This window comes from Paenibacillus sp. FSL R10-2778 (genome assembly GCF_038593035.1).
GTDB classification, from domain to species: domain Bacteria; phylum Bacillota; class Bacilli; order Paenibacillales; family Paenibacillaceae; genus Paenibacillus_AQ; species Paenibacillus_AQ odorifer.
On sequence record NZ_CP151956.1, the window covers coordinates 5693884 to 5712845 of the forward strand.

Annotated in this window: 20 protein-coding genes; 5 read left to right on the plus strand and 15 right to left on the minus strand. The window is 41.6% G+C overall.

Annotated features, from left to right (window positions below; translation table 11 throughout):
• Positions 1 to 51 precede the first annotated feature (51 nt).
• The 12 genes from NST40_RS25525 to NST40_RS25580 all read right to left on the minus strand — a co-directional run bounded on the left by NST40_RS25525 (position 52) and on the right by NST40_RS25580 (position 10711).
• Positions 52 to 804 (minus strand): ABC transporter permease, encoded by a 753-nt coding sequence (locus tag NST40_RS25525; RefSeq protein WP_076129172.1) that lies wholly within the window; start codon positions 802 to 804, stop codon positions 52 to 54.
• On the minus strand, positions 798 to 1574 hold the full coding sequence (locus NST40_RS25530; RefSeq protein WP_076129171.1) for an ABC transporter ATP-binding protein: 777 nt from the start codon (positions 1572 to 1574) through the stop codon (positions 798 to 800). The genes NST40_RS25525 and NST40_RS25530 overlap by 7 nt, the downstream gene beginning before the upstream one ends.
• Complete coding sequence (locus tag NST40_RS25535; protein ID WP_143761954.1) at positions 1555 to 2547, minus strand: MetQ/NlpA family ABC transporter substrate-binding protein; 993 nt, start codon at positions 2545 to 2547, stop codon at positions 1555 to 1557. Before NST40_RS25535 ends, NST40_RS25530 begins: the two co-directional genes overlap by 20 nt.
• Positions 2548 to 2783: 236 nt before the next feature.
• Entirely contained in the window at positions 2784 to 3257 is a 474-nt protein-coding gene (locus NST40_RS25540) for a YhcH/YjgK/YiaL family protein (RefSeq protein ID WP_076186392.1), read from the minus strand.
• 30 nt (positions 3258 to 3287) lie between these two features.
• Positions 3288 to 4142: a MurR/RpiR family transcriptional regulator gene (locus NST40_RS25545; protein WP_051491079.1), complete on the minus strand. Its 855-nt coding sequence runs from the start codon at positions 4140 to 4142 to the stop codon at positions 3288 to 3290.
• Positions 4143 to 4165: 23 nt separating this feature from the next.
• Positions 4166 to 5044 (minus strand): ROK family protein, encoded by an 879-nt coding sequence (locus NST40_RS25550; RefSeq protein ID WP_076218766.1) that lies wholly within the window; start codon positions 5042 to 5044, stop codon positions 4166 to 4168.
• A gap of 23 nt (positions 5045 to 5067) precedes the next feature.
• Complete coding sequence (locus NST40_RS25555; protein ID WP_076218767.1) at positions 5068 to 5757, minus strand: N-acetylmannosamine-6-phosphate 2-epimerase; 690 nt, start codon at positions 5755 to 5757, stop codon at positions 5068 to 5070.
• 24 nt (positions 5758 to 5781) lie between these two features.
• A complete protein-coding gene (locus NST40_RS25560) occupies positions 5782 to 6624 on the minus strand; it encodes a carbohydrate ABC transporter permease (RefSeq protein ID WP_081382492.1) in 843 nt (280 codons plus the stop codon).
• 13 nt (positions 6625 to 6637) lie between these two features.
• The gene (locus tag NST40_RS25565) at positions 6638 to 7513 is read right to left on the minus strand and encodes a sugar ABC transporter permease (RefSeq protein ID WP_076129168.1); all 876 of its coding nucleotides are present in this window, start codon (positions 7511 to 7513) and stop codon (positions 6638 to 6640) included.
• Between the two features lie 84 nt (positions 7514 to 7597).
• Positions 7598 to 9004, minus strand: coding sequence for an extracellular solute-binding protein (locus tag NST40_RS25570; protein WP_342410112.1), 1407 nt, complete (start codon positions 9002 to 9004; stop codon positions 7598 to 7600).
• Between the two features lie 148 nt (positions 9005 to 9152).
• Positions 9153 to 9794, minus strand: a complete 642-nt coding sequence (locus NST40_RS25575; RefSeq protein ID WP_076129213.1) for an SGNH/GDSL hydrolase family protein — start codon at positions 9792 to 9794, stop codon at positions 9153 to 9155.
• A gap of 5 nt (positions 9795 to 9799) precedes the next feature.
• Positions 9800 to 10711: a dihydrodipicolinate synthase family protein gene (locus tag NST40_RS25580; RefSeq protein WP_038573110.1), complete on the minus strand. Its 912-nt coding sequence runs from the start codon at positions 10709 to 10711 to the stop codon at positions 9800 to 9802.
• A 507-nt stretch (positions 10712 to 11218) separates the two neighbouring features.
• Here NST40_RS25580 and NST40_RS25585 point away from each other — a divergent pair.
• Positions 11219 to 11404 (plus strand): hypothetical protein, encoded by a 186-nt coding sequence (locus tag NST40_RS25585; protein WP_036679656.1) that lies wholly within the window; start codon positions 11219 to 11221, stop codon positions 11402 to 11404.
• A gap of 200 nt (positions 11405 to 11604) precedes the next feature.
• Here the strand turns inward: NST40_RS25585 and NST40_RS25590 are convergent, their stop codons facing one another.
• Complete coding sequence (locus tag NST40_RS25590; protein WP_341004313.1) at positions 11605 to 12534, minus strand: aminoglycoside phosphotransferase family protein; 930 nt, start codon at positions 12532 to 12534, stop codon at positions 11605 to 11607.
• Between the two features lie 248 nt (positions 12535 to 12782).
• On the opposite strand from NST40_RS25590, the gene NST40_RS25595 reads away from it, so the two are divergent.
• The 4 genes from NST40_RS25595 (at position 12783) to NST40_RS25610 (ending at position 16566) form a co-directional block, all read left to right on the plus strand.
• Positions 12783 to 13994 carry a sugar efflux transporter gene (locus tag NST40_RS25595; protein ID WP_341003748.1) on the plus strand — a complete coding sequence of 404 codons (1212 nt, stop codon included), beginning with the start codon at positions 12783 to 12785 and terminating at the stop codon, positions 13992 to 13994.
• 87 nt (positions 13995 to 14081) lie between these two features.
• On the plus strand, positions 14082 to 14630 hold the full coding sequence (locus NST40_RS25600; protein ID WP_341003749.1) for a hypothetical protein: 549 nt from the start codon (positions 14082 to 14084) through the stop codon (positions 14628 to 14630).
• Between the two features lie 246 nt (positions 14631 to 14876).
• Entirely contained in the window at positions 14877 to 15410 is a 534-nt protein-coding gene (locus NST40_RS25605; protein WP_076277623.1) for a sigma-70 family RNA polymerase sigma factor, read from the plus strand.
• Entirely contained in the window at positions 15397 to 16566 is a 1170-nt protein-coding gene (locus NST40_RS25610; protein ID WP_342410113.1) for a DUF4179 domain-containing protein, read from the plus strand. The genes NST40_RS25605 and NST40_RS25610 overlap by 14 nt, the downstream gene beginning before the upstream one ends.
• A 236-nt stretch (positions 16567 to 16802) precedes the next feature.
• On the opposite strand, the gene NST40_RS25615 is transcribed toward NST40_RS25610, so the two are convergent.
• Together NST40_RS25615 and NST40_RS25620 are read right to left on the minus strand one after the other, a co-directional pair.
• Complete coding sequence (locus NST40_RS25615; protein WP_342410114.1) at positions 16803 to 17462, minus strand: ABC transporter substrate-binding protein; 660 nt, start codon at positions 17460 to 17462, stop codon at positions 16803 to 16805.
• Between the two features lie 193 nt (positions 17463 to 17655).
• The gene (locus NST40_RS25620; protein ID WP_143761956.1) at positions 17656 to 18450 is read right to left on the minus strand and encodes an AraC family transcriptional regulator; all 795 of its coding nucleotides are present in this window, start codon (positions 18448 to 18450) and stop codon (positions 17656 to 17658) included.
• Between the last annotated feature and the right edge of the window lie 512 nt (positions 18451 to 18962).

Here is an 18962-nt window from a genome sequence, read left to right on the forward strand (position 1 = left end):
CCTTGCCTAAACTCAGGCAAAGGAAAGCTATAGTTCAATCTCCAACTAAATTTAGTTCCGCCACTTCATAAACTTGTAATCAAGAAAATCAACAAGCAAGAAGAGAATAAAACCGACCAAGCTGAACAACATAATTCCAGCATACATCTCCGGATAATCTAATCTTAACCACGCATCCATGATGAAAAAGCCCATACCGTGCTCTGTTCCATAGATCTCCGTAAAAAACAGTACAGATATCGCCGTTCCAAGCGAAATACGAATCGTACTCAGAATTACTGACAATGCCCCCGGCAGTGTCACATGCCAGAACTTCTGCACAGCGCTGGCACCTATACTAGTTAAGACATCATAGGTATTGTCCGGAATAGCCTTAACCCCATCCCTTACCGAAATGATGATCTGAAACAATAGAATCAGCATGATCATTAGGATTTTGGACGTCTCCCCAAGCCCGAAGAACAGCATCACTACTGGAAGCAGGGCGATTTTGGGAACAGGATAGGTCAAGTAAACCACAGGGTCCAGCAGTTTGTTCCAGGTCAACGAACGTCCCATTAGAAGACCTACAAGCAGTCCAATAATTAACGCCAGTACCACACCTGCAAAAATTCTGAACAAGCTATACCCTACATTTATAGCAATATCCTGCGCCCCTAACTGAAACATCGCCTTATATACAGCAAAGGGACTTGGCAGAATCGAATGGTTCATAAGTAAAAATGCGATATACCAGACTACATTCATACAGACAAATACAAATAGCAGCCTTACTAGATGATGAAGTCGACGTTTGTTTACCATATCTCCTGCATTACCTTTCTAATCCGCTTAGTCTGCTCAAAGAAATCCACACTGTCCCGCTTATCCTCATGTTTCATATGAAACACCAAATGATTATCAATAATTTCAGGTGTAGTTTCTTTGTTGGACGGCATGACGATAATCTTTTGCCCCAGCAGAATCGCTTCTTCCACATCATGAGTGACAAATAATGTAGTCGTCGGGTTAGCCATCCAGTTCTCTAAAAAGAGGACCTGCAGCGTTTCCCTTGTTATCGCATCGAGTGCAGAGAATGGCTCGTCCAGCAACAGAATAGTAGGCAAAATGGCAAAAGCTCTGGCAATCGCTACTCTTTGCTGCTGGCCTCCACTGAGGGATAAGGGATAACGTTCTGCTAAATCAGAGATCCCCATCGACGAAAGCCACTGCTTAATCTGCGTCTCCCGTTCTTGCTTGGATGAACTTGCCGTATGCGTAATCTTCATTGCGATTTGAATATTATCATGTACAGTCTTCCAAGGAAGAAGCCCGTAGTTCTGCGGCACCAGTCCAATTAACGTTTCTTTTTCGTGCACAGATTTCTCATTAAAAAGAATTTGTCCCTGATAACTAGGCAGCAAGCCCGCAATCGCCCGTAATAAAGTAGATTTCCCGCTGCCGGAGGGTCCGATAATGGTGTAGATCCCATGTTCCGGCAAAGATAAATCCACCTGACCTAAGGCTAATTGTCCGCTCTTATATTCTACTTTCAGATCCTTTATGGCGAGTCCTTTATTTCTTGAATTGGACATCAGAAATCACATCTTCAGCCGAGATATTTTTGCTGAGCAAACCTTTTTCCCGTGCCCAAGCAAATGCAGCCTCTACTTCCTTCACATCCACTTGATAAGCTGGTACATAATCCGGTACTTTGATCTCATCTTTTAATGTCTCTGGATATCCTACTTCTTTGATTACAAGATCGATATATTCAGATTGCTCATGGGATTTCATATAAGCTACTGCTTCATCATATGCAGCATACATACTGCGGATAGCTTCTGCTTTGGCATCAATTGCAGTTTGCGGGAAAGCTAATACGAACGGATTTACTCCCGCAGTTAGCGTTGAGCTCAGTACACGCAGGCCTGAGGTTTTGCCCATCGTTACAAAAGGTTCTGGCAAAATTGCCGCATCCGCCTTATTATTCTTAAGCAATTCTAAACGGGTCGGAATCTGTGGAACCTCTGTCACTGTAATATCAGCTTCGGTCAGACCTGCTTGTTTCAGCATCATGGCCACTGTATATTGTGTGGAGGTATTTTTGGACAAAATCACGGTTTTTCCCTTCAAATCCTTCACATCCTGGATCGATTCATTTCCAGTCAGTAAATCAAATTCCCCAAAAGTTGTACTGGTGATCTTCACATCCAGTCCAGCCTCATTGTAAATGGAGATCGCAACCAGGTCAGCACTTAGACCATCCAGCTTGCCTGCTTGAAAAGCTACATCCCGATCTTTGGCGCTTTTAAACGTCTGGATGTCCAGATCCACACCGTGGTTTTTATCGAAACCTTGTTCATGTGCGATGATAAAAGGAATAGCATCAATCGAGGGTAATAAACCGAGCGACAATGAGGTAACTTCTTTTGCAGCCTCTGGAGCAGCTCCCTCTGACGATTCTGTATTTGTATTATTTTTCGAACCACAACCGACTGCAAGTGCAGCGATGACAACAACCATAATAGATAACAACAACATTCTCTTTAGACCTTTATTCTTCATTTAACTCTCCTGCCTCCATTATTCTTTCTATAGTGTAATTCTCTGTAATATTCTTTGCTCACTCATAAATGTGCATGCAAAAAAATCCTTAAGCTCTACAAAAAAAGCTTTAGGCATGTTAAGTTTACCACCAATCTTTATATTTTGTATATTTATAAATTTAGATATAAGTAAATAGAAGCGACGCAAAAAAAGCTGACAGCGGAATGGTTCCGCTACCAGCCTCAATCTCTATGTTATGGAGTTAGTAGATTTGTATGGATTTTAATGACAGCTTTTTTAATCTGCTGCCCCGGTTGACCCATACCCGGTCTGTGAACATCATGAGGGAAAAAGACCGCGAACATTCCAGGCTTCAAAGATAACAATATTTCATCTGCTGATGGGGGATAAAGCGCATATTCTCCTTCGGCATCGTAAGGCTTAATGGGCTCGATCCCTTCTTGCAGGGGTGCCCAGCCAATCGTTTCTTCACCTTCGATCAGATAATGCACATCAATATAAGTCTCATGCTTCTCTGCGACTTGTTCCTCCAGCGATTTTGCCTCCAAAGCCATAATCGAAGCATACATTTCGTTCCCGCGGATTTCGATTCGCCCAAGATCAGGATCATGTTGTAAGATTACTTTCAATTCCTCAATAGCCTCAACAATGACAGGATTCTCATACTTGATATGCTCTTCCCAAGATGACAAAGAACCTAAGATCATAACTTCCCATTCCCCTCACATCTTAATGTACTAGACCAGTTTCTCACTGACTGCTGAAGCTGTAGTTTCTTTATTGATTATGGATTGCTCACTAGTCTTCTTGAAATATTCTACATATAAAATATCAAGCAGATAGAGCTGCGATATCTTTGCAGATAATGAACCCCCTTGCAGCGGTCCTTCATTAGCACCACATAGCAGGGTCAGATCGGAGTACGAGGTTAACGGTGACTTTTCAAACCTGGTAATGGATATTACTTTGGCTCCTCGTTCCTTTGCTTTTCTCGCAACCTCAATGCTATCCTTGGTCGAGCCGGAATAAGAAATCACAACAGCGACATCCCGGTTAGACATCAACGCTGCCGACATCATCTGCAGATGTGAATCCATTAAACATTCCGTTTTGTTCGTAATGCGCATAAATTTAATCTTGGCTTCCATAGCTGTGACTAGAGAAGAGCCCACACCGAAAAACAATACACGTTCTGCATTAATCAAATACTCAATGGCCTCACTGATCTTCTGTATATCAATTAAATTATAGGTCTCGTTGAGTGCACTTACATTCGTGGTCAGCACTTTAGAAGCAACAGCTTCAATTGTATCATCCATCAGAATTTGATCGGTAAGCTGCGGGATCTCATTCTCCACAGTGATGCTATGTGCCAATGCGATCTTGAACTCTTGATACCCTTTATAACTTAAAGATTTGCAAAATCGAAATATACTTGATTCCCCAACATCACATGCATCTGCAAGATCAGTAATCGACATGTAGACTACACTTCTCGTATTCTCCAGTACGTAGTCCGCTACCTTCTTCTCCGTATTTGTCAAATTATTGTATTTAGAATGAATTGAAGAAAAAATACTGATTGTCCGCAAAAAAGCCCCTCCTTTTCAATAAATTAATGTACGAATAAGGAGGAAGCTCCCAGCAGACCTGCCTTATTCCCTAATGAGGCTTTAACAATTCTCACTCCCGCAAAGCTTTCCATAATCAAAGACTTCGTGCGCTCTTCTACCCTTCGAACCAAATCTTCTTGTTCCATTACGCCGCCACCAATAATAATCGCGGATGGATTGAAGATATGTGTGATAGAGGCTAAACCCACAGCCACTTCAGTAATCCATAGATCTAAAATACGTTCAAGCTGCTCATTTCCGCTCTGTATTTTATCAAATAAAGCTTTTCCGTCCGTGCATTCGGGATCTGCCAGCTTAGCCATCTTCACTAAAGCTGTAGTTGAAGCGTATTTCTCATAATACGGCAGTCCTTCTACTCCGGATGGGGCCGACAATGGGTGAGTAAAGATATGGCCAAATTCAGCCGCTACCCCATTAGCCCCTTTATAGATTTGGCGATTAATGACGATCGCACCGCCAATGCCTGTGCCAAAGGTTAGACATAAGAAATTGTTAAAGCTCTGAGCAGCTCCATAATAAGCTTCGCCTAATGCTGCTGAATTCACATCGTTCTCTACCATAACAGGTTTATGAAAATGATGGGTGACAATATCCTTAATTTTCATTCCAGTATATCTAGGTATATTTTCGTTAGCATAGACAATAAATCCTTCTTCTGCATTAACTTGGCCCGCGGTGCTTATGGCAATGGCATCAAAATGATCGTATTCTGCAATCTTTTCCAGCATTCTTGAGATTACATGGGGTCCCCCCAAGTAGCTTTCTGTTGCATACTCCTTGAAGTCATGTACATTCCCCTGTTTATCGCATATACACATCTTGGTATTGGTACCGCCAATATCTACGGCTACAATTCTCATTCCCATCTACCCTCTCTGGCGTTCTACTGAATAGCGTTCACAAACCGTTTCGTAATCTCCATCGGTCTCGTGATCGCAGAGCCAACCACTGCTGAATACACACCTAAATCAAACATGGTCTTTAATTCTTCAGGAGTGGAAACCCCACCTTCAGCTATAACGGGAACAGAGAAGTTGTTGACGATTTGTTGAACCAATTCAAAATCCGGCAAGTTGCGGCCTTTAGTAGCCTCTGTATAACCGCTCAAGGTAGTTCCTATCAGATCAAATCCCAGCTCAACAGCCTTCGCAGCTTCCGCAAATGTAGAACAATCCGCCATAAACAGTTGATCTTTATAGTTCTCTTTTAAAAGTGGAAAAAGTTCAGAAATAGTAGATCCGTCCGGGCGAATCCGGTCTGTAGCATCCATAGCAATGATATCTACCCCTTCGCGGTACAGCTCATCGACTTCCTTTTGAGTGGGTGTAATAAAGACTTCAGAGCCTTCATACACCTTTTTGATTATCCCAATGATCGGCAGATTCACTTGCTTTTTGATTTCTTGAATATCCGCTACGCTGTTTGCCCGAATTCCAGAAGCTCCGCCTAAGTAAGCAGCATAAGCCATTCTCCCCATAATAAACGGGCTATACAGCGGTTCTTCTGGTAAGGCTTGACTGGAGACGACTAGTTTATGTTTTATTTTTTTAAGTACATTATTTTCAGTATTCATCAGTAACCCACTCCACATTTTTATTTATTCTTTAACTGCTCCTGCCGTAATCCCATTGGTGAAGAACCGTTGGAATAACATGAACACTAGCAACATCGGAATTGCAGCGATGGTAGCTCCGGCCATTTTATAAGCGAAATTAGGATTCAAATCCTGCATTAAGGTCGCAGTACCAACCATTAATGTTTTCATTTTGTTCTCTTGGCCTATAACCAGCTGCCACAAGTAATCATTCCAGACTTGCACGAAATTTAGAATAAATAAGGCTCCAATACCAGGTTTGACAATAGGCAACATGATGCGCGTGAAGATTCTCCATTCATTTGCACCATCTATTCTCCCGGCTTCTCTTAAGGCATTAGGGGTTAAATCGAAGAATCCCTTTAATAGGAACACTCCAAATGCACCCGCCACGTTCGGCCAAATCATACCGTTATAACTATTTACCATTCCAAATTGTTGGGTGATCCGGAATAAGGGCACAATCATAATTTCTTTAGGAATCATCAAGCTTGATATAAAGATAATGAAGATTATATTTTTACCTTTAAAATTAATCTTTGAGAACGCATAGGCGGCCATAGAGCCTACAACAATAACCAAAATAGTAGAAATACCAGATACATAAATACTATTAAACGTCCATCTTAAAGCCGGCTGGTTCTGAAATACATCCACATAGTTGGAGAATGTAATCGATTTGGGCCACCAGTCTGGAGGCATCTTCACAACATCCGAGCTGTTCTTGAGTGAACTTGTGAATAACCAATATAGTGGAAAAAGATTAAGGAGTGCGAAGAGGATAATGATCACATTCGATATCACATCAAACTTCTCTCTCTTTTTCTTGTTTTTAATCTTCGACATGTTGTATTCCCCCTCACTTCACCTTAATCATGCTTCGTAGCTGTGGCACAGACAATATCAATGTAATCACGAACATGATAACCCCTACCGCAGAAGCTACACCGAGTTGGTTATATTTAAAGGCATTATTATAAAGGTAGTACATCAGCGTTACGGAGGAATTGTTCGGTCCGCCACCGGTCAATAACTGAATAACTACAAAGATTTTTAATACGGCAATAATATTGATAATCGTAATATAAGTTGTTGTAGGTCCTACCGAAGGAATCAGGATCTTTGTAATCACTTGCCATCTGCTAGCACCATCGATTTCTGCTGCTTCAAAAAGCTCTTTCGAGACACCAATCATCGCAGCTATATACAGAATAATTGCCTGGCCCACGTTAGTTGCGAAGGTTACAAATATCACGACTGGCAGAACCGTCTTTGGATTTCCCAGCAGATTAATCGTCCCTAGTCCCATGTCTTTATATAGATAAGAGATAAGTCCGTTAGCCGGATTCAGCAAAAAGCTCCAGACCATACTCATAACCACCATGGACACCATTACCGGGATATAATAACTTCCTCTAATAAAGGAAACGTACTTAGCATTCTTATCAAATACCGCAGAGGCTACGAACAATGCAAACCCCACTGTAAGTAGAACGATAAATATTACGAACACAACGGTGTTGATAGTAGCCTTAAAAAATACCGGATCATTAAACAATGTGGTGTAATTGGCAAAACCCACAAACTTCTCGCTGTCATAATTAATCTGGTATAGACTCAGCCGCATCCCTTCTAAGATCGGATAGACAAGAAAGGCTAAGAATACTATCATCTGAGGTAAAATAAACAGATAACCTGTAATATTCTCTTTTAGGTAATTACTACGTAGTTTCATATCGTTTACCTTTCTAATTAACAGCCCTAGAGTCTCTTCAGACCCTAAAGGCTGTCAATCGTGTATTGTTTATCTGGTCTTAGATTATTGGAAAATTACAGAGCCAGCTTTATTGGTCTCAATCACCTTGTTGCCACTTGCCTGATAATCTTGCACAAACTGTTCCGGTGTCTTAGCTCCCATGTAAAGTGCTTGTAGCTCTGGATATAAGACCTCTCTTAATTGGCTGTATCCTGGAACGTTGCCTGTGAAGTTGAACAAATATTTAGAGTTGGCATCGTAAGCTGCAAACAGTGGATTCTCCGCTTTAAGCGCTTCGGCTACAGAACTTCTTACAGGAATACCATTCTTAGAGGATTTAACTAACTCAGGATCGCTTGAGAAGAACTTCACGAAATCCTTAGCTACTTCAGTCTTCTTAGCATCTTTGGACTTGAATACACTAGCGCCTACTACATAAGTAAAGGATAGAGGATCTCCGCTTTCCGACGGAATATTAGCAAGTCTCATATCAAATTTCGCTGCCGTACCATCCGCCATATTAGCTTTCGTACCATTAAACAGAATCGGGTTAGTGAAACTGATCGCTAATTGCTGATTTTGGAACATAGCATTGGCATCATTAGAAGAAACAGATTCTGCGCCTGGATTTGTATATCCGCCGTCATATAGGTTTTTCAGCCAAGTTGCAGCTTTAACTCCGTTCTCATCATTCAGGACAATGTTGCCTTGATCATCAAAGAACTTATTGCCGAACATTCTCATATAGGCAAGGTTCCATGTATCGCCCTGATTATTTACAGCGAATAATGCCATTGGATATGCATTGGAATACTTATCCTTCGGCAGATTGTTTTTGAGACCCTCAAGAATTTGTTGATATTCATCCAAGTTCCAAGTTTTGATTTCGGATTCTTCACCCACAAACTTTTCCAAGCCTGCTGCTTTAAACATGTCCGCGTTGTAAACCAAGGTGCCTGGGTTGTGCTGGAATGGATAGAAATAAATATCTTCTCCGAACGTTACAGCGTCCCAGTAGTTTTGAGCAATATCGCTTTTCGCGTCTTCATCAATGATGTCGGTCAAAGGAACCAATGCTCCCCGGTGAACGTAATCCCCCATCGGGAATACACTCTCAAAGAACACATCTGGAGGTGTTCCTCCGCTTAAGTTAACATTAAGCAATTGATCGCGCTGATCTCCAGCAATGACCTCTATTTGAATATCTGCATCGTATTTATCATATTGTGCTTTGAATTTCTCAGCGGCGTGCTTTAGGAAGCTATCATAGTCCGCGCCTGCCTCCGTGGCATCCACAACACCCTTCCACTGTGGAGTCAGCCATACTCTGATCGCCACTTTTTCCTTCCCAGATGCAGAAGAATTATCGGATGTATTAGAACTCGCAACATTGTTACCTGAGCAACCTGAAATTAAAGAAATAATCACCATTAGCGCAACCATTGCCGAGAGTAAACGTTTTTTCTTCATTTATAAACCTCCCTAAAAGTTTTGTGAGCATTATCTTCTCTGAATCGCTACGTACAAAACTCGCATCGAAAGCATACGCTTAAAGTTTTGTGAGCATTATCTTCTCTGAATCTCTTCGTACAAAACTCGCTTCGAAAGCATAGAACCTTTAATTTAAAATCCGTTTGGCATGGTATTGCACTAAATCGGCCATGCTGCGATGTCCTTGCGGATCAAGATGCATATAATCAATTTCATTCATCGATACATGGTCTCTGGAATCTACAAAGTGGATACCAGTTCCCGTTAGCAAAGCTGCAAGATGCTCAGCAAGCTCCATAGACTTCTCACTACATCCGCTACCCATTGGTTTGCCGATAGGGGTATGAATATACTCTGCTCCAATCGGAGGGGGCGCGATTACTAGAACCTCTGGAGCCTTCCCCTCAGGTCCTGCACCGCTACCTTTAGCTTTTAGAGCCAGTCTAACAATACCTTGTGCGATGTTATAAGAAGTTAATCCAAACCTTTCTTTGGTATCATTGGTCCCAAGCATGATCACAACCAAGTCTAATGGCGAATGTGACATCAGGCAGGGATAGATATAGGAAATTCCAGAAAGTCCTTCGAATAGAGGGTCCTCACTGACACTTGTTCTGCCGGGAAGCCCTTCTTCGATCATACGGTAGGCGTCACCCAATTCTGTATGAAGAATTCCCGTCCAACGAATATCATCCTTAAATCTGCGGTCTGTCTCTGCGTCGTAGCCCCAAGTATTAGAATCGCCAAAGCATACGATGGATTTCTTCATTTGTCTTAACCGCAATATCTTTCAATAGCTTGATCAATCAATTTCATAATGTCTGCGATCGGACCAGCATCTTCAGCGGCTACTGCCTCAAGCGGTGCTCTTACGCTACCAATGTTTACGCCTCTTAATTTTAGAATCTCTTTTATTCCGGCATACATGGCACCTTTGAGCGAACAAAGGGCGATTATAATATCGTTGATATCGCTTTGAATTTGTCCAGCTTCTTCGAACTTACCAGCCTTAACAAATTCATTAGCTTGCAGGAACAGCTCAGGCATAACCGCATAGGTTCCACCGATTCCCGCATCCGCTCCCATGATTCTTCCCGCAACATATTGTTCATCCGGTCCATTAAATACCACTACATCTTTTCCACCCACTCTTTTGAATCTTTCAATATCCATAGTCGGCATGGAGGAGTTCTTCACACCAATCACCTTTTTGTTCGCAAGCAGCTTCTCAAATAGGGACGGAGTCAGTGTATATCCAGTAGTCTGAGGAATGTTGTAGATGATGAAGCTTAGAGGGGTTGCCTCCATAATCTCGCTCCAATATTTATAGACTGCACTATCAGGTAACTTGAAATATATAGGCGGGATTGCGGATAATGCATCGTATCCTAAGGTTGCAGCATGTTTCGCTAACTCAATACTATCTCTAGTGGAAGGGGCACCCACGTGGGCAATCAGTGTCATTTTACCTTTCAGGTTACTAGCTACGTAGCTTAGTACCGCTTTGCGTTCGTCGAGACTCTGGTAAATACATTCTCCTGAGCTGCCTCCCACATATACACCTTGAACTCCTTTTTCAAATAAGTAATCACATAAAGCATGCGTCCGGGATTCCGAAATATTTCCTTGATCGTCATAGCAGGCATAAAAGGCAGGTATAATTCCGTGGAACTTTGTGAGTGTCATTGTTAATCCCCCTTAAGTTGTGAGCGGTTTCTTTTCTACATAAACAAAATATCATTATATTTTGCTTTTGTAAATTATTTTCTCTATTTTTAGAAAAATAAAATTTATTTCCACCAATCTTATTTATAATTAGCAAAATAATGGTTTTCAGTGCAACTCGCAGCTAATAATCATTTATTTTTCCATATTCATTAGAAAATAATCCTGTAAATTCTCCATCCTAAATTTATTTCTTCAGGGCAGTATTTGTTGGATATACGAATGTAAAATAATTTAAAAAAGTGGTACTAATGAGTATCCTTTCAGCTTCGTTAAAAATGTCTCCTACAGGGAGACACTTCTCTCCAGATGAAGCACAAAACCTAAATAACACACAATGTTCACTGAATAATCTGTGTTTTTCAGACGGACACACCTTTTAAAAAATGGAGTTTAGGATTATAATGAAAGCGTAAACAAAGAACAACAAAATCTATTTTGTTTCTTCGCCAAAGGAGGCTGGAGGAAATGCTAGCAGGACTTAAGGAACTTAAAAATTGGGTGACAGAAAACTGGAATCCAACATTGAATACAGGTAATGAGGACTACCGGAAAATGGAGTACTCCGTGGAGCGCCATCTGCACACTCCGCAATCTCCGAAACCACTTAGCTATGAAGAAGAGGCTCGCATCAAGACCGTTAAATTTCATTAATTAACCCTTTCAGATAAAGATTGATTCATAGCGAAGACATCAGACCGCCAGTTCTGGAAGTAATTTCAGTGGATGCGGTCTTTTATTATGCCTTGTAGTTGTATAACGAAAAAACCTCCTCCACCCTAAAGGGTGAAGAAGGCTAATAGGTTACTTTCGAGGACATGCAGTAGGTGTTCAATCCAAACGTCTTGTTTAGTTCATCCTTCGATAAACCTCAGCGCGCGTTCCGATTGATAATCAGCTAGGCCTTGGGCGAATTGTTGATCAGGAAATCCTCTATGCAGCAGCTTTAATCCACCTGAAGTTAAGGAGACATGATGGTGGAATTGATAAAATAACAGCCTATCATGATCCAGAGCATCGTTCTTTAAGTACCGGTAGAAATCCCCAAATCTCATCTGCAAAAAACTATGTTCATGCTCAATATCATAGTACATTGCCCCTTCGATATCGATCAAAAAGGGCTCCAGTTTATCATTAACCATAACATGGTCAGGACCCAGTTCCCCGTGAATAAACCCATATTGCTGTCTGGGTTGAATTTTTGATTCAAGCTCGTACAACTTATCGAGCAGTTTGCTTTGATTAGACCTGATCTTCTCAATATGTTGGGAGGCATAGGCTAGCTGTACTTTCGCATTGTCCATTTGTAATAAATGACATTGCCCCATGCTGCTCTCGTTAGCATTTGCTTTCCCAAAAACATGCCTCTCGTGGGTATGCATAGCAGTAAGCATCTCCCCCACACGCTGAAAAACTTTATCTTGAACACGTAACTCGGGATGATGAAAATAGGTTTCTGCCATTCTTCCATCTATATATTCAACCAGAGCATAATCGAAAGAGTAACGATCTCTTGCCTTATTCAGATCATAAAGAGCAGGGGTCTGAATTCCATGTTGTGTTAAGTACCTGTTATTTAATTCGAATAAATGACTTCCATAGGATTGTTCATTTAAATCTTCATTTGCTTTTTCTTCTTTAAAATAATTCATAGAAAGATCCCACACATACAAAACGCAGGAAAATCCATTACTGCACTCAATCTTGTAGACCACCTTTTGTGCGCCGCCATGCATGCGCGAAACACGAGTAACGAAATAACTGCTGCCAAAAACCCTACTAATATAATCCTGTAAGTCAGCCTTATCGAGATGACAAGTAACGTCCATTAACAACACTCCATTTATTAGGTTTTGCCGGCTTCACAATAGTAAATAAAATCCAGCCGAAAGTATAGACTTATTCTTTCTGATCAATTATGATGTTGAATAAGGTCTTGAAAAAAACAAGCATACAAAAAGCCGTTGGAATTCATTTCAACGGCTTTTTTTTATGAAATATCTAAACAAATATAGAGGAGTACTTTCACAACATGTTCAAACGACTAACTGCACTATTTTCGATTCCCTCTTATGGCTTACTCTTTTTATGTATGTTACTGCAGGGGATGGGGATTTCACTCAGCGCACCCTTTTTATCCATTTATTTTACGGAACAGCTTGGAGTATCTGTCGGGCTGTTTGGTGTTTTTCTGGCCACCACGTTAATTGCCGGGATATGGATCAGTACACTAATCGGAAGACGCTCTGACCTCGGCTTAAATCGAAGAAACATTTACCTTGTCTCCACGCTCTGTAATGCTCTGGCTTATAGCGGATACTTGCTCATTGGGGATTTTACGATCTTATTCATCTACATGATTGTGTTCACCGCCCTCGGTGCACCAGGGATGCCTCAATTGTTCGCCATAGCTAGAGAAGCAGTGAATAAGAGCGATTTTACGGATACTGCGTTTGCAAATTCTACCTTGCGTTCTGCTTTCTCTCTCGGCTTTATTACAGGTCCTTTAATCGGTACTCTGCTAATTGCTGCTGTTGGGTTTAAAGGGATTTTCTCGGGCACCATCGGAGTATTCCTGCTGGTTGCCTTACTTATTTCGCTATTCCTGAAATCAAATACAGAAGTGAAAAGCAGTACTACAGAAGTAAAAGTAAAAAGTTTCCGGTTGGGTCAGAACCGTAATGTTCTGCTTCCTTTTCTGATTATGATACTCATGTATGTAGCCCACTGGACGAGTAGCATCAATACTGCCCTCTTTATTACCAACAATCTAGGGGGAACAACAAGCGATGTTGGTTTAGTCAGCAGTATTTGTGCTGCGCTGGAAATTCCTTTTATGATCATGCTGGGACTACTTAGTGCGAAATACAGTAACCGAATCCTGATGATGTGCGGAGCCATTTTCGGAGGAGCTTATTATCTCGTTGTCATTACTTCAGGCGCGATGTGGCAAATGCTTGCAGCCCAAATTTTGCTTGCCTTTTTTGTTGCCGTTATTTCAGCGATTGGCATTAGCTACATTCAGGATCTGCTTCCAAACATGCCTGGGTATGCATCCACGCTCTACTCTAATTCATCCACGATCGGCAGACTGATTGGCAGTCTTGTTGGCGGGTTATTAGCTAGTGTTGTTGGGTACCGGTATTCATTTGTGCTCTGTTTCATACTCGTCATTATTTCTACAATCATGCTTGCGGTAAGCGGACGTTACTCTGTAGATGATCCACAAAAACTAGCGATTTAATCCGCTTTTTCGGGCTTCATTCAGCCCTTGAAACTTCTCCATATTTTCTCGCGACTAACTAACATATCCTTAAAAAGGTGGGGTTAGATGTTAAAAACTATTGCAAGAATGCTCATGTTGATGTCTTTAATCTTTCTGGCAGCATGTGCAGGGGACGTTAAACCCATCGAGGAGCCGAACACAGGAGCAAATACGCCAACCCAAAGTCCAGCGATGAATACGCAGAAGCCGCAAAACACAGAACCCAAGCAGCCAAATGAAACCAGCTTTAAAGCAGAATTGTCAATAAATCTGAAATCATATTCAGATCAATTGACAGAGTATGATCTCCCCGCACTTGAAGTGCTGGAAAAAAACCTAACCGCTTTGGTTGAGCATGACCACACACTTTTCCAATCCGGGTTCGTAAACAAAAAACTAGCAGATGCTATGGAACCTTATTATGACGAACAATATCAGTACAAATTCACAGACATCGAAAGCATCGATTCCATGTTACCCAACGAACATCAGGTGAATATAACGGTAATCGGACAACGCTTGGATATGGCCGCAAAGACCGTTGAAAATGTAAAAATGCTATACGCTATTCGGCCAAACGATCAAGGGGAATGGGTCATTTATATCATTGATTGATTGACTGATTGACTGATTGATTGACTAACAACTGACTTGCTTATGAAAAATCGTCGTCCGATTCCTGACAGGGAATTTGAACGGCGATTTTTTTGTGAAAAAAAACCAATTTCTCCCCTTGCTAGCATTGCGAGATGCGGAGAATGGAATCATGTTTGTGGTAACCTTCTAGCTACCTACCCGATCTAATATTTAAGTAACGTTACGAACATCCTAAGACTTCTAGTCAAGAAAGCAGGTAGATCTTTGCATATAGATCCTATTGTCGTCAAAGCCAAAGCTGGAGACCCTGAAGCATTCGTGCAGTTGATGCAGGAGATAGAGTTATCTTTATACAGAACTGCAAGGTCCATCGTCAACAAAGAAGAAGATTGTGCAGATGCCCTGCAGGAGACGATGCTTAAAGCCTTTAAGAACATCCATACACTCAGAGAGCCCGCTTTTTTCAAAACGTGGATCTTCCGGATTCTGATTAATGAATGCAATAAAATGCTCAAAAACAACTCAAGAGCCCTCCCTTATGGAGAGCTTCCCGAAGTCCCTTCCACTTCCAAGGATTATGAGAAAATCGAATTATGGGATGCCGTTCAACATCTTGAGGAGAACCTCCGGATTGTCATTCACCTTCATTACCTACAGGACATGCCGATCCGTCAAATTTCCGACATTCTCGAAATTTCTACGGTTGCCGTGAAGACCCGGCTGCATCGCGCCCGCAAAAAGCTAAAGCATTCATCTCAATTCAATCAAGAAATGGAGTTGCGACATGGTAAACACTAAGTTAGAAGAACAGTTAAAGAACTGCCAAAGCCTACTTCCCGCTCAGTTATCGGATATTACCCGCTCCAAACTGAATGAGACTTACCAAATCATCAGGGAGACCGATAATTCCATTTCCCCCATTCAGAGAAAGATGGATGCATCAAGAACTTTTAATAAGTGGTTGATTTCCACTGCAGCCGCTGCAATTCTTGGAGTTACAGTCCTCGCTTCCGGCTTTGTATCGCCCGCAATGGCTGGTGCACTCAAGCAAATTCCGGTTTTGGGACAAATCTATTCATTATGGGGCGAAAAAAACTTAGATCCCGGTGTTCAACAAGCCGGGGATTTCATCACAAACGTAAACCAAAGCGTGACCCATAGCGAGGTGACCATGAATATCCCAACGTTGTTATTTGACGGAACCCGAATTCTTATGAACCTAACCACTCCTGGAAACCGTCTGGCTTCGGAGCCCAATTCGCCGCCTTCAGATGCCAATAAAGGGGCGGTGGATAAGTTTGAGGTTCTCTATAAAGGTCAACCTCTGCTCTGGAGTTACGAACACATGGATGGTGAGACTGCTTCCAGCATAATGGTTCAGGTTTTGAACACTTATCATGACCCGAGCACAACAACACAGACTGTCCAGTTCCCTGATCAGTTTGACTTGATTGTAAATGTAACGTTAAAGGGTTACGATGTCCCGTTCGAATTCGTTCTGCCTGTTACCAAATCAACACCTGTTACCGCACTAACTTCAGAGGAGACCAAGCATCACGATAACATTAACTTGCAGATCAGTAAGGTAGAAATCACCCCAATCACAACGCAGGTATCCATTGAGTACAAAACCAAACCGGGCCAGAGCATAGAAGAAATGCTCGCTTCTATCCCTTCGAAATATAAGGGTGCTAACGGGGGCGTCATCGCTCTTCAATTTGACATTGTGGATGAACGTGGCGTTCAACTGAAGCCCATCGGTGCTCACCCCTTAAGCGAATCTTATAATGTTCGTTTTGAACCCTTCAAGACTATACCCAATACCGTAACCATCAAACCGTACTTAGTCGTTTCCGAAGGTCAAGCCCCAGCTGGGACTAAAGGACTGTGGGAAGACAACAATATGGTCAAGGAATATATCCCTGAGCTGGAGACTGTACTTTCGGTCCAATAGTTCATTTGTAAAAGGGTATGCAAAACTACAAAAGACGAAGCCATAATAGGCTTCGTCTTTATATTTAGATGGCTTCAGGTAGGTTCAATCCAATAAGGTTATTTTGATGAAGCCAGCTTCGATAATTTGTCGGCAATATCTTCGGCTTGTAATAAGGAGGAGTATGAATCTGCTGCAAAATATTTTTCCATATCAATCTCAATCATTCGATTGTTTTTGACCGCATCCAACATTTTCTATGTTGCTGGCAACTTAGGCGGTTCTTTGTCCTTTACGGTAAGGACAATAACATAGTCACCTACATAATCATTTACCGTTTCCCAAGAAACTTCAACCCGGCTCATTTCCTTATCAAGGATTTCACTTTGAACTTTTGAAGCGGGATTCAGACCCAAAATATCGTAAGTAGCTCTGCTGCCTCTCTCACCCTGATTACCAATGACCATTGAAAATTTCTCTACGGTGATATAATCTACGATAGAAATAGTTGCGTATTTACTTGTATCAAATAATACGGTCGGTGCGATCTTAGAATAGTTACTATAAGCATCTTTATTCCAGGTTATGATAACGTCTGGCGCTAGCTCTAATACTTTTTCAAAAGAAACACTTCCTTCTGCCCCTATATCTTGTACCGTCTCATCTAAGAAAGGCTTGAGAAACTGAGAATACTCCAGTTGGGTATTTGATGCTCCAACCGGTACTACCCCAACTCCTAAGACTGGTCCCAAATCCCAGTCAACTACAACACGTTGGGGATTGGCTGGAACATTAACATCCCCCATAACCGTTGTTATTTTCCGTAAACCCGTATTTTCAATGGCCTGATTGGAAGGTTTACTTTGTGTTGGTTCTGCTCCCGCATTGCTATTACGGCTAGTGTTCCATTTCCGCAAGCTGTAAGTAACAGTGTGAGCACAAGCATTAGCATTATTCCTTTTTTCGTTTCGATCCCCTTTAACATCTGTTTATCCCCTTCAAGTTTTAATTGATAATGATTATCATAATCAATATAACAAGCAGAAGAATATTTGCCCATGGAGGATAAGAACTCTTGCCATGGACTATCTGAAACGATCAAACCTGACTTCACCTATTTTTGTATTGAACTGGCGTTGTCCCAACCTGCTTCTTAAACAGACGGGTAAAATAAAAGACATCACTATAACCTACGCTTACAGCAATCTCCTGTACGGTGGCATCGGTTTGAATCAGTAACTCCTTCGCTTTAGCCATCCTGGTCTGAATTACATATTCAATGGGACTTCTCCCTGTACGGCGTTTGAACTGCCTCGATAAGTATTGAATGCTATAATTCCATACTTCTGCCATAGATTCAAGTGAAATAGGTTCATAATAATGTTTGTGAATGTATTGAATAATCTGTTCCACTAAATCTATTTCTTTGGGGGCAACGCCTTGAAGCTGTAACTGCTGGACAAGTATATATACGAACTGATAAAACTGGATTTTCGCCTGGAACCGTTCCATAGCCGGTCTGCGATTCCATTCCTCATACATCGATTCTGCATGACGATATAAAACAACCGGAGAAATTGGTTTACCTGCATATTGCAGATGAAATGGGTTATTTATATGATAGGATTTCAATATTGTTTTACTAGCTTTAGTAGAAATACTACCTCTATATAAAATGTAATAGTATGTGACATCCTCAAGTCCAACCTCGAACTTGATGTTACTTCCTTTTCCCGCATGTAAGACAAAGAATCGTTCTAAGGAATGCCGATTACCATCCAACCAGATCGCACCTTGCCCCCGCACGACAAATATAAAACAACTAGCTGGGAGTATATGTTGCTGTTTACTCTGTCTACGTATCACATGTTGGCGAATATCCACCAGTTGAACCGTACATTTCACCGTTCCAGCCACTTCAGCTCTTTTCTACGGGATTTATACCGTACATTCTACCGTTTCAGCCACTTCAGCTCTTTTCTACGGGATTTATACCGTACATTCCGCCGTCCCAGCCACTTTAGCTCTTTTCTACGGGATTTATACCGTACATTCTACCGTTTCAGCTACCTCAGCTCTTTTCTACGGGATTTATACCGTACATTCTACCGTTTCAGCTACTCCAGCTCTTATCTACGGGATTTATCCCGTACATTCCACCTTTTCAGCTACCTCAGCTCTTTTCTACGGGATTTATACCGTACATTTCACCGTCCCAGCCACTCCAGCTCTTTTCTACGGGATTTATCCCGTACATTCCACCTTTTCAGCTACCTCAGCTCTTATCTGCGGGATTTATACCGTACATTCTACCGTTTCAGCCACTTCAGCTCTTTTCTACGGGATTTATACCGTACATTCTACCGTCCCAGCTATTCATGCAAAATAATTATGAAGTACGCTCGCAACTCCAGTTT

Coding starts and splice junctions, on each gene's coding strand:
- NST40_RS25525 (WP_076129172.1), bottom strand. CDS start 804: ATGGTAAACAAACGTCGACTTCATCATCTAGTAAGGCTGCTATTTGTA.
- NST40_RS25530 (WP_076129171.1), bottom strand. CDS start 1,574: ATGTCCAATTCAAGAAATAAAGGACTCGCCATAAAGGATCTGAAAGTA.
- NST40_RS25535 (WP_143761954.1), bottom strand. CDS start 2,547: ATGAAGAATAAAGGTCTAAAGAGAATGTTGTTGTTATCTATTATGGTT.
- NST40_RS25540 (WP_076186392.1), bottom strand. CDS start 3,257: ATGATCTTAGGTTCTTTGTCATCTTGGGAAGAGCATATCAAGTATGAG.
- NST40_RS25550 (WP_076218766.1), bottom strand. CDS start 5,044: ATGAGAATTGTAGCCGTAGATATTGGCGGTACCAATACCAAGATGTGT.
- NST40_RS25555 (WP_076218767.1), bottom strand. CDS start 5,757: ATGAATACTGAAAATAATGTACTTAAAAAAATAAAACATAAACTAGTC.
- NST40_RS25560 (WP_081382492.1), bottom strand. CDS start 6,624: ATGTCGAAGATTAAAAACAAGAAAAAGAGAGAGAAGTTTGATGTGATA.
- NST40_RS25565 (WP_076129168.1), bottom strand. CDS start 7,513: ATGAAACTACGTAGTAATTACCTAAAAGAGAATATTACAGGTTATCTG.
- NST40_RS25570 (WP_342410112.1), bottom strand. CDS start 9,004: ATGAAGAAAAAACGTTTACTCTCGGCAATGGTTGCGCTAATGGTGATT.
- NST40_RS25575 (WP_076129213.1), bottom strand. CDS start 9,794: ATGAAGAAATCCATCGTATGCTTTGGCGATTCTAATACTTGGGGCTAC.
- NST40_RS25580 (WP_038573110.1), bottom strand. CDS start 10,711: ATGACACTCACAAAGTTCCACGGAATTATACCTGCCTTTTATGCCTGC.
- NST40_RS25585 (WP_036679656.1), top strand. CDS start 11,219: ATGCTAGCAGGACTTAAGGAACTTAAAAATTGGGTGACAGAAAACTGG.
- NST40_RS25595 (WP_341003748.1), top strand. CDS start 12,783: ATGTTCAAACGACTAACTGCACTATTTTCGATTCCCTCTTATGGCTTA.
- NST40_RS25600 (WP_341003749.1), top strand. CDS start 14,082: ATGTTAAAAACTATTGCAAGAATGCTCATGTTGATGTCTTTAATCTTT.
- NST40_RS25610 (WP_342410113.1), top strand. CDS start 15,397: ATGGTAAACACTAAGTTAGAAGAACAGTTAAAGAACTGCCAAAGCCTA.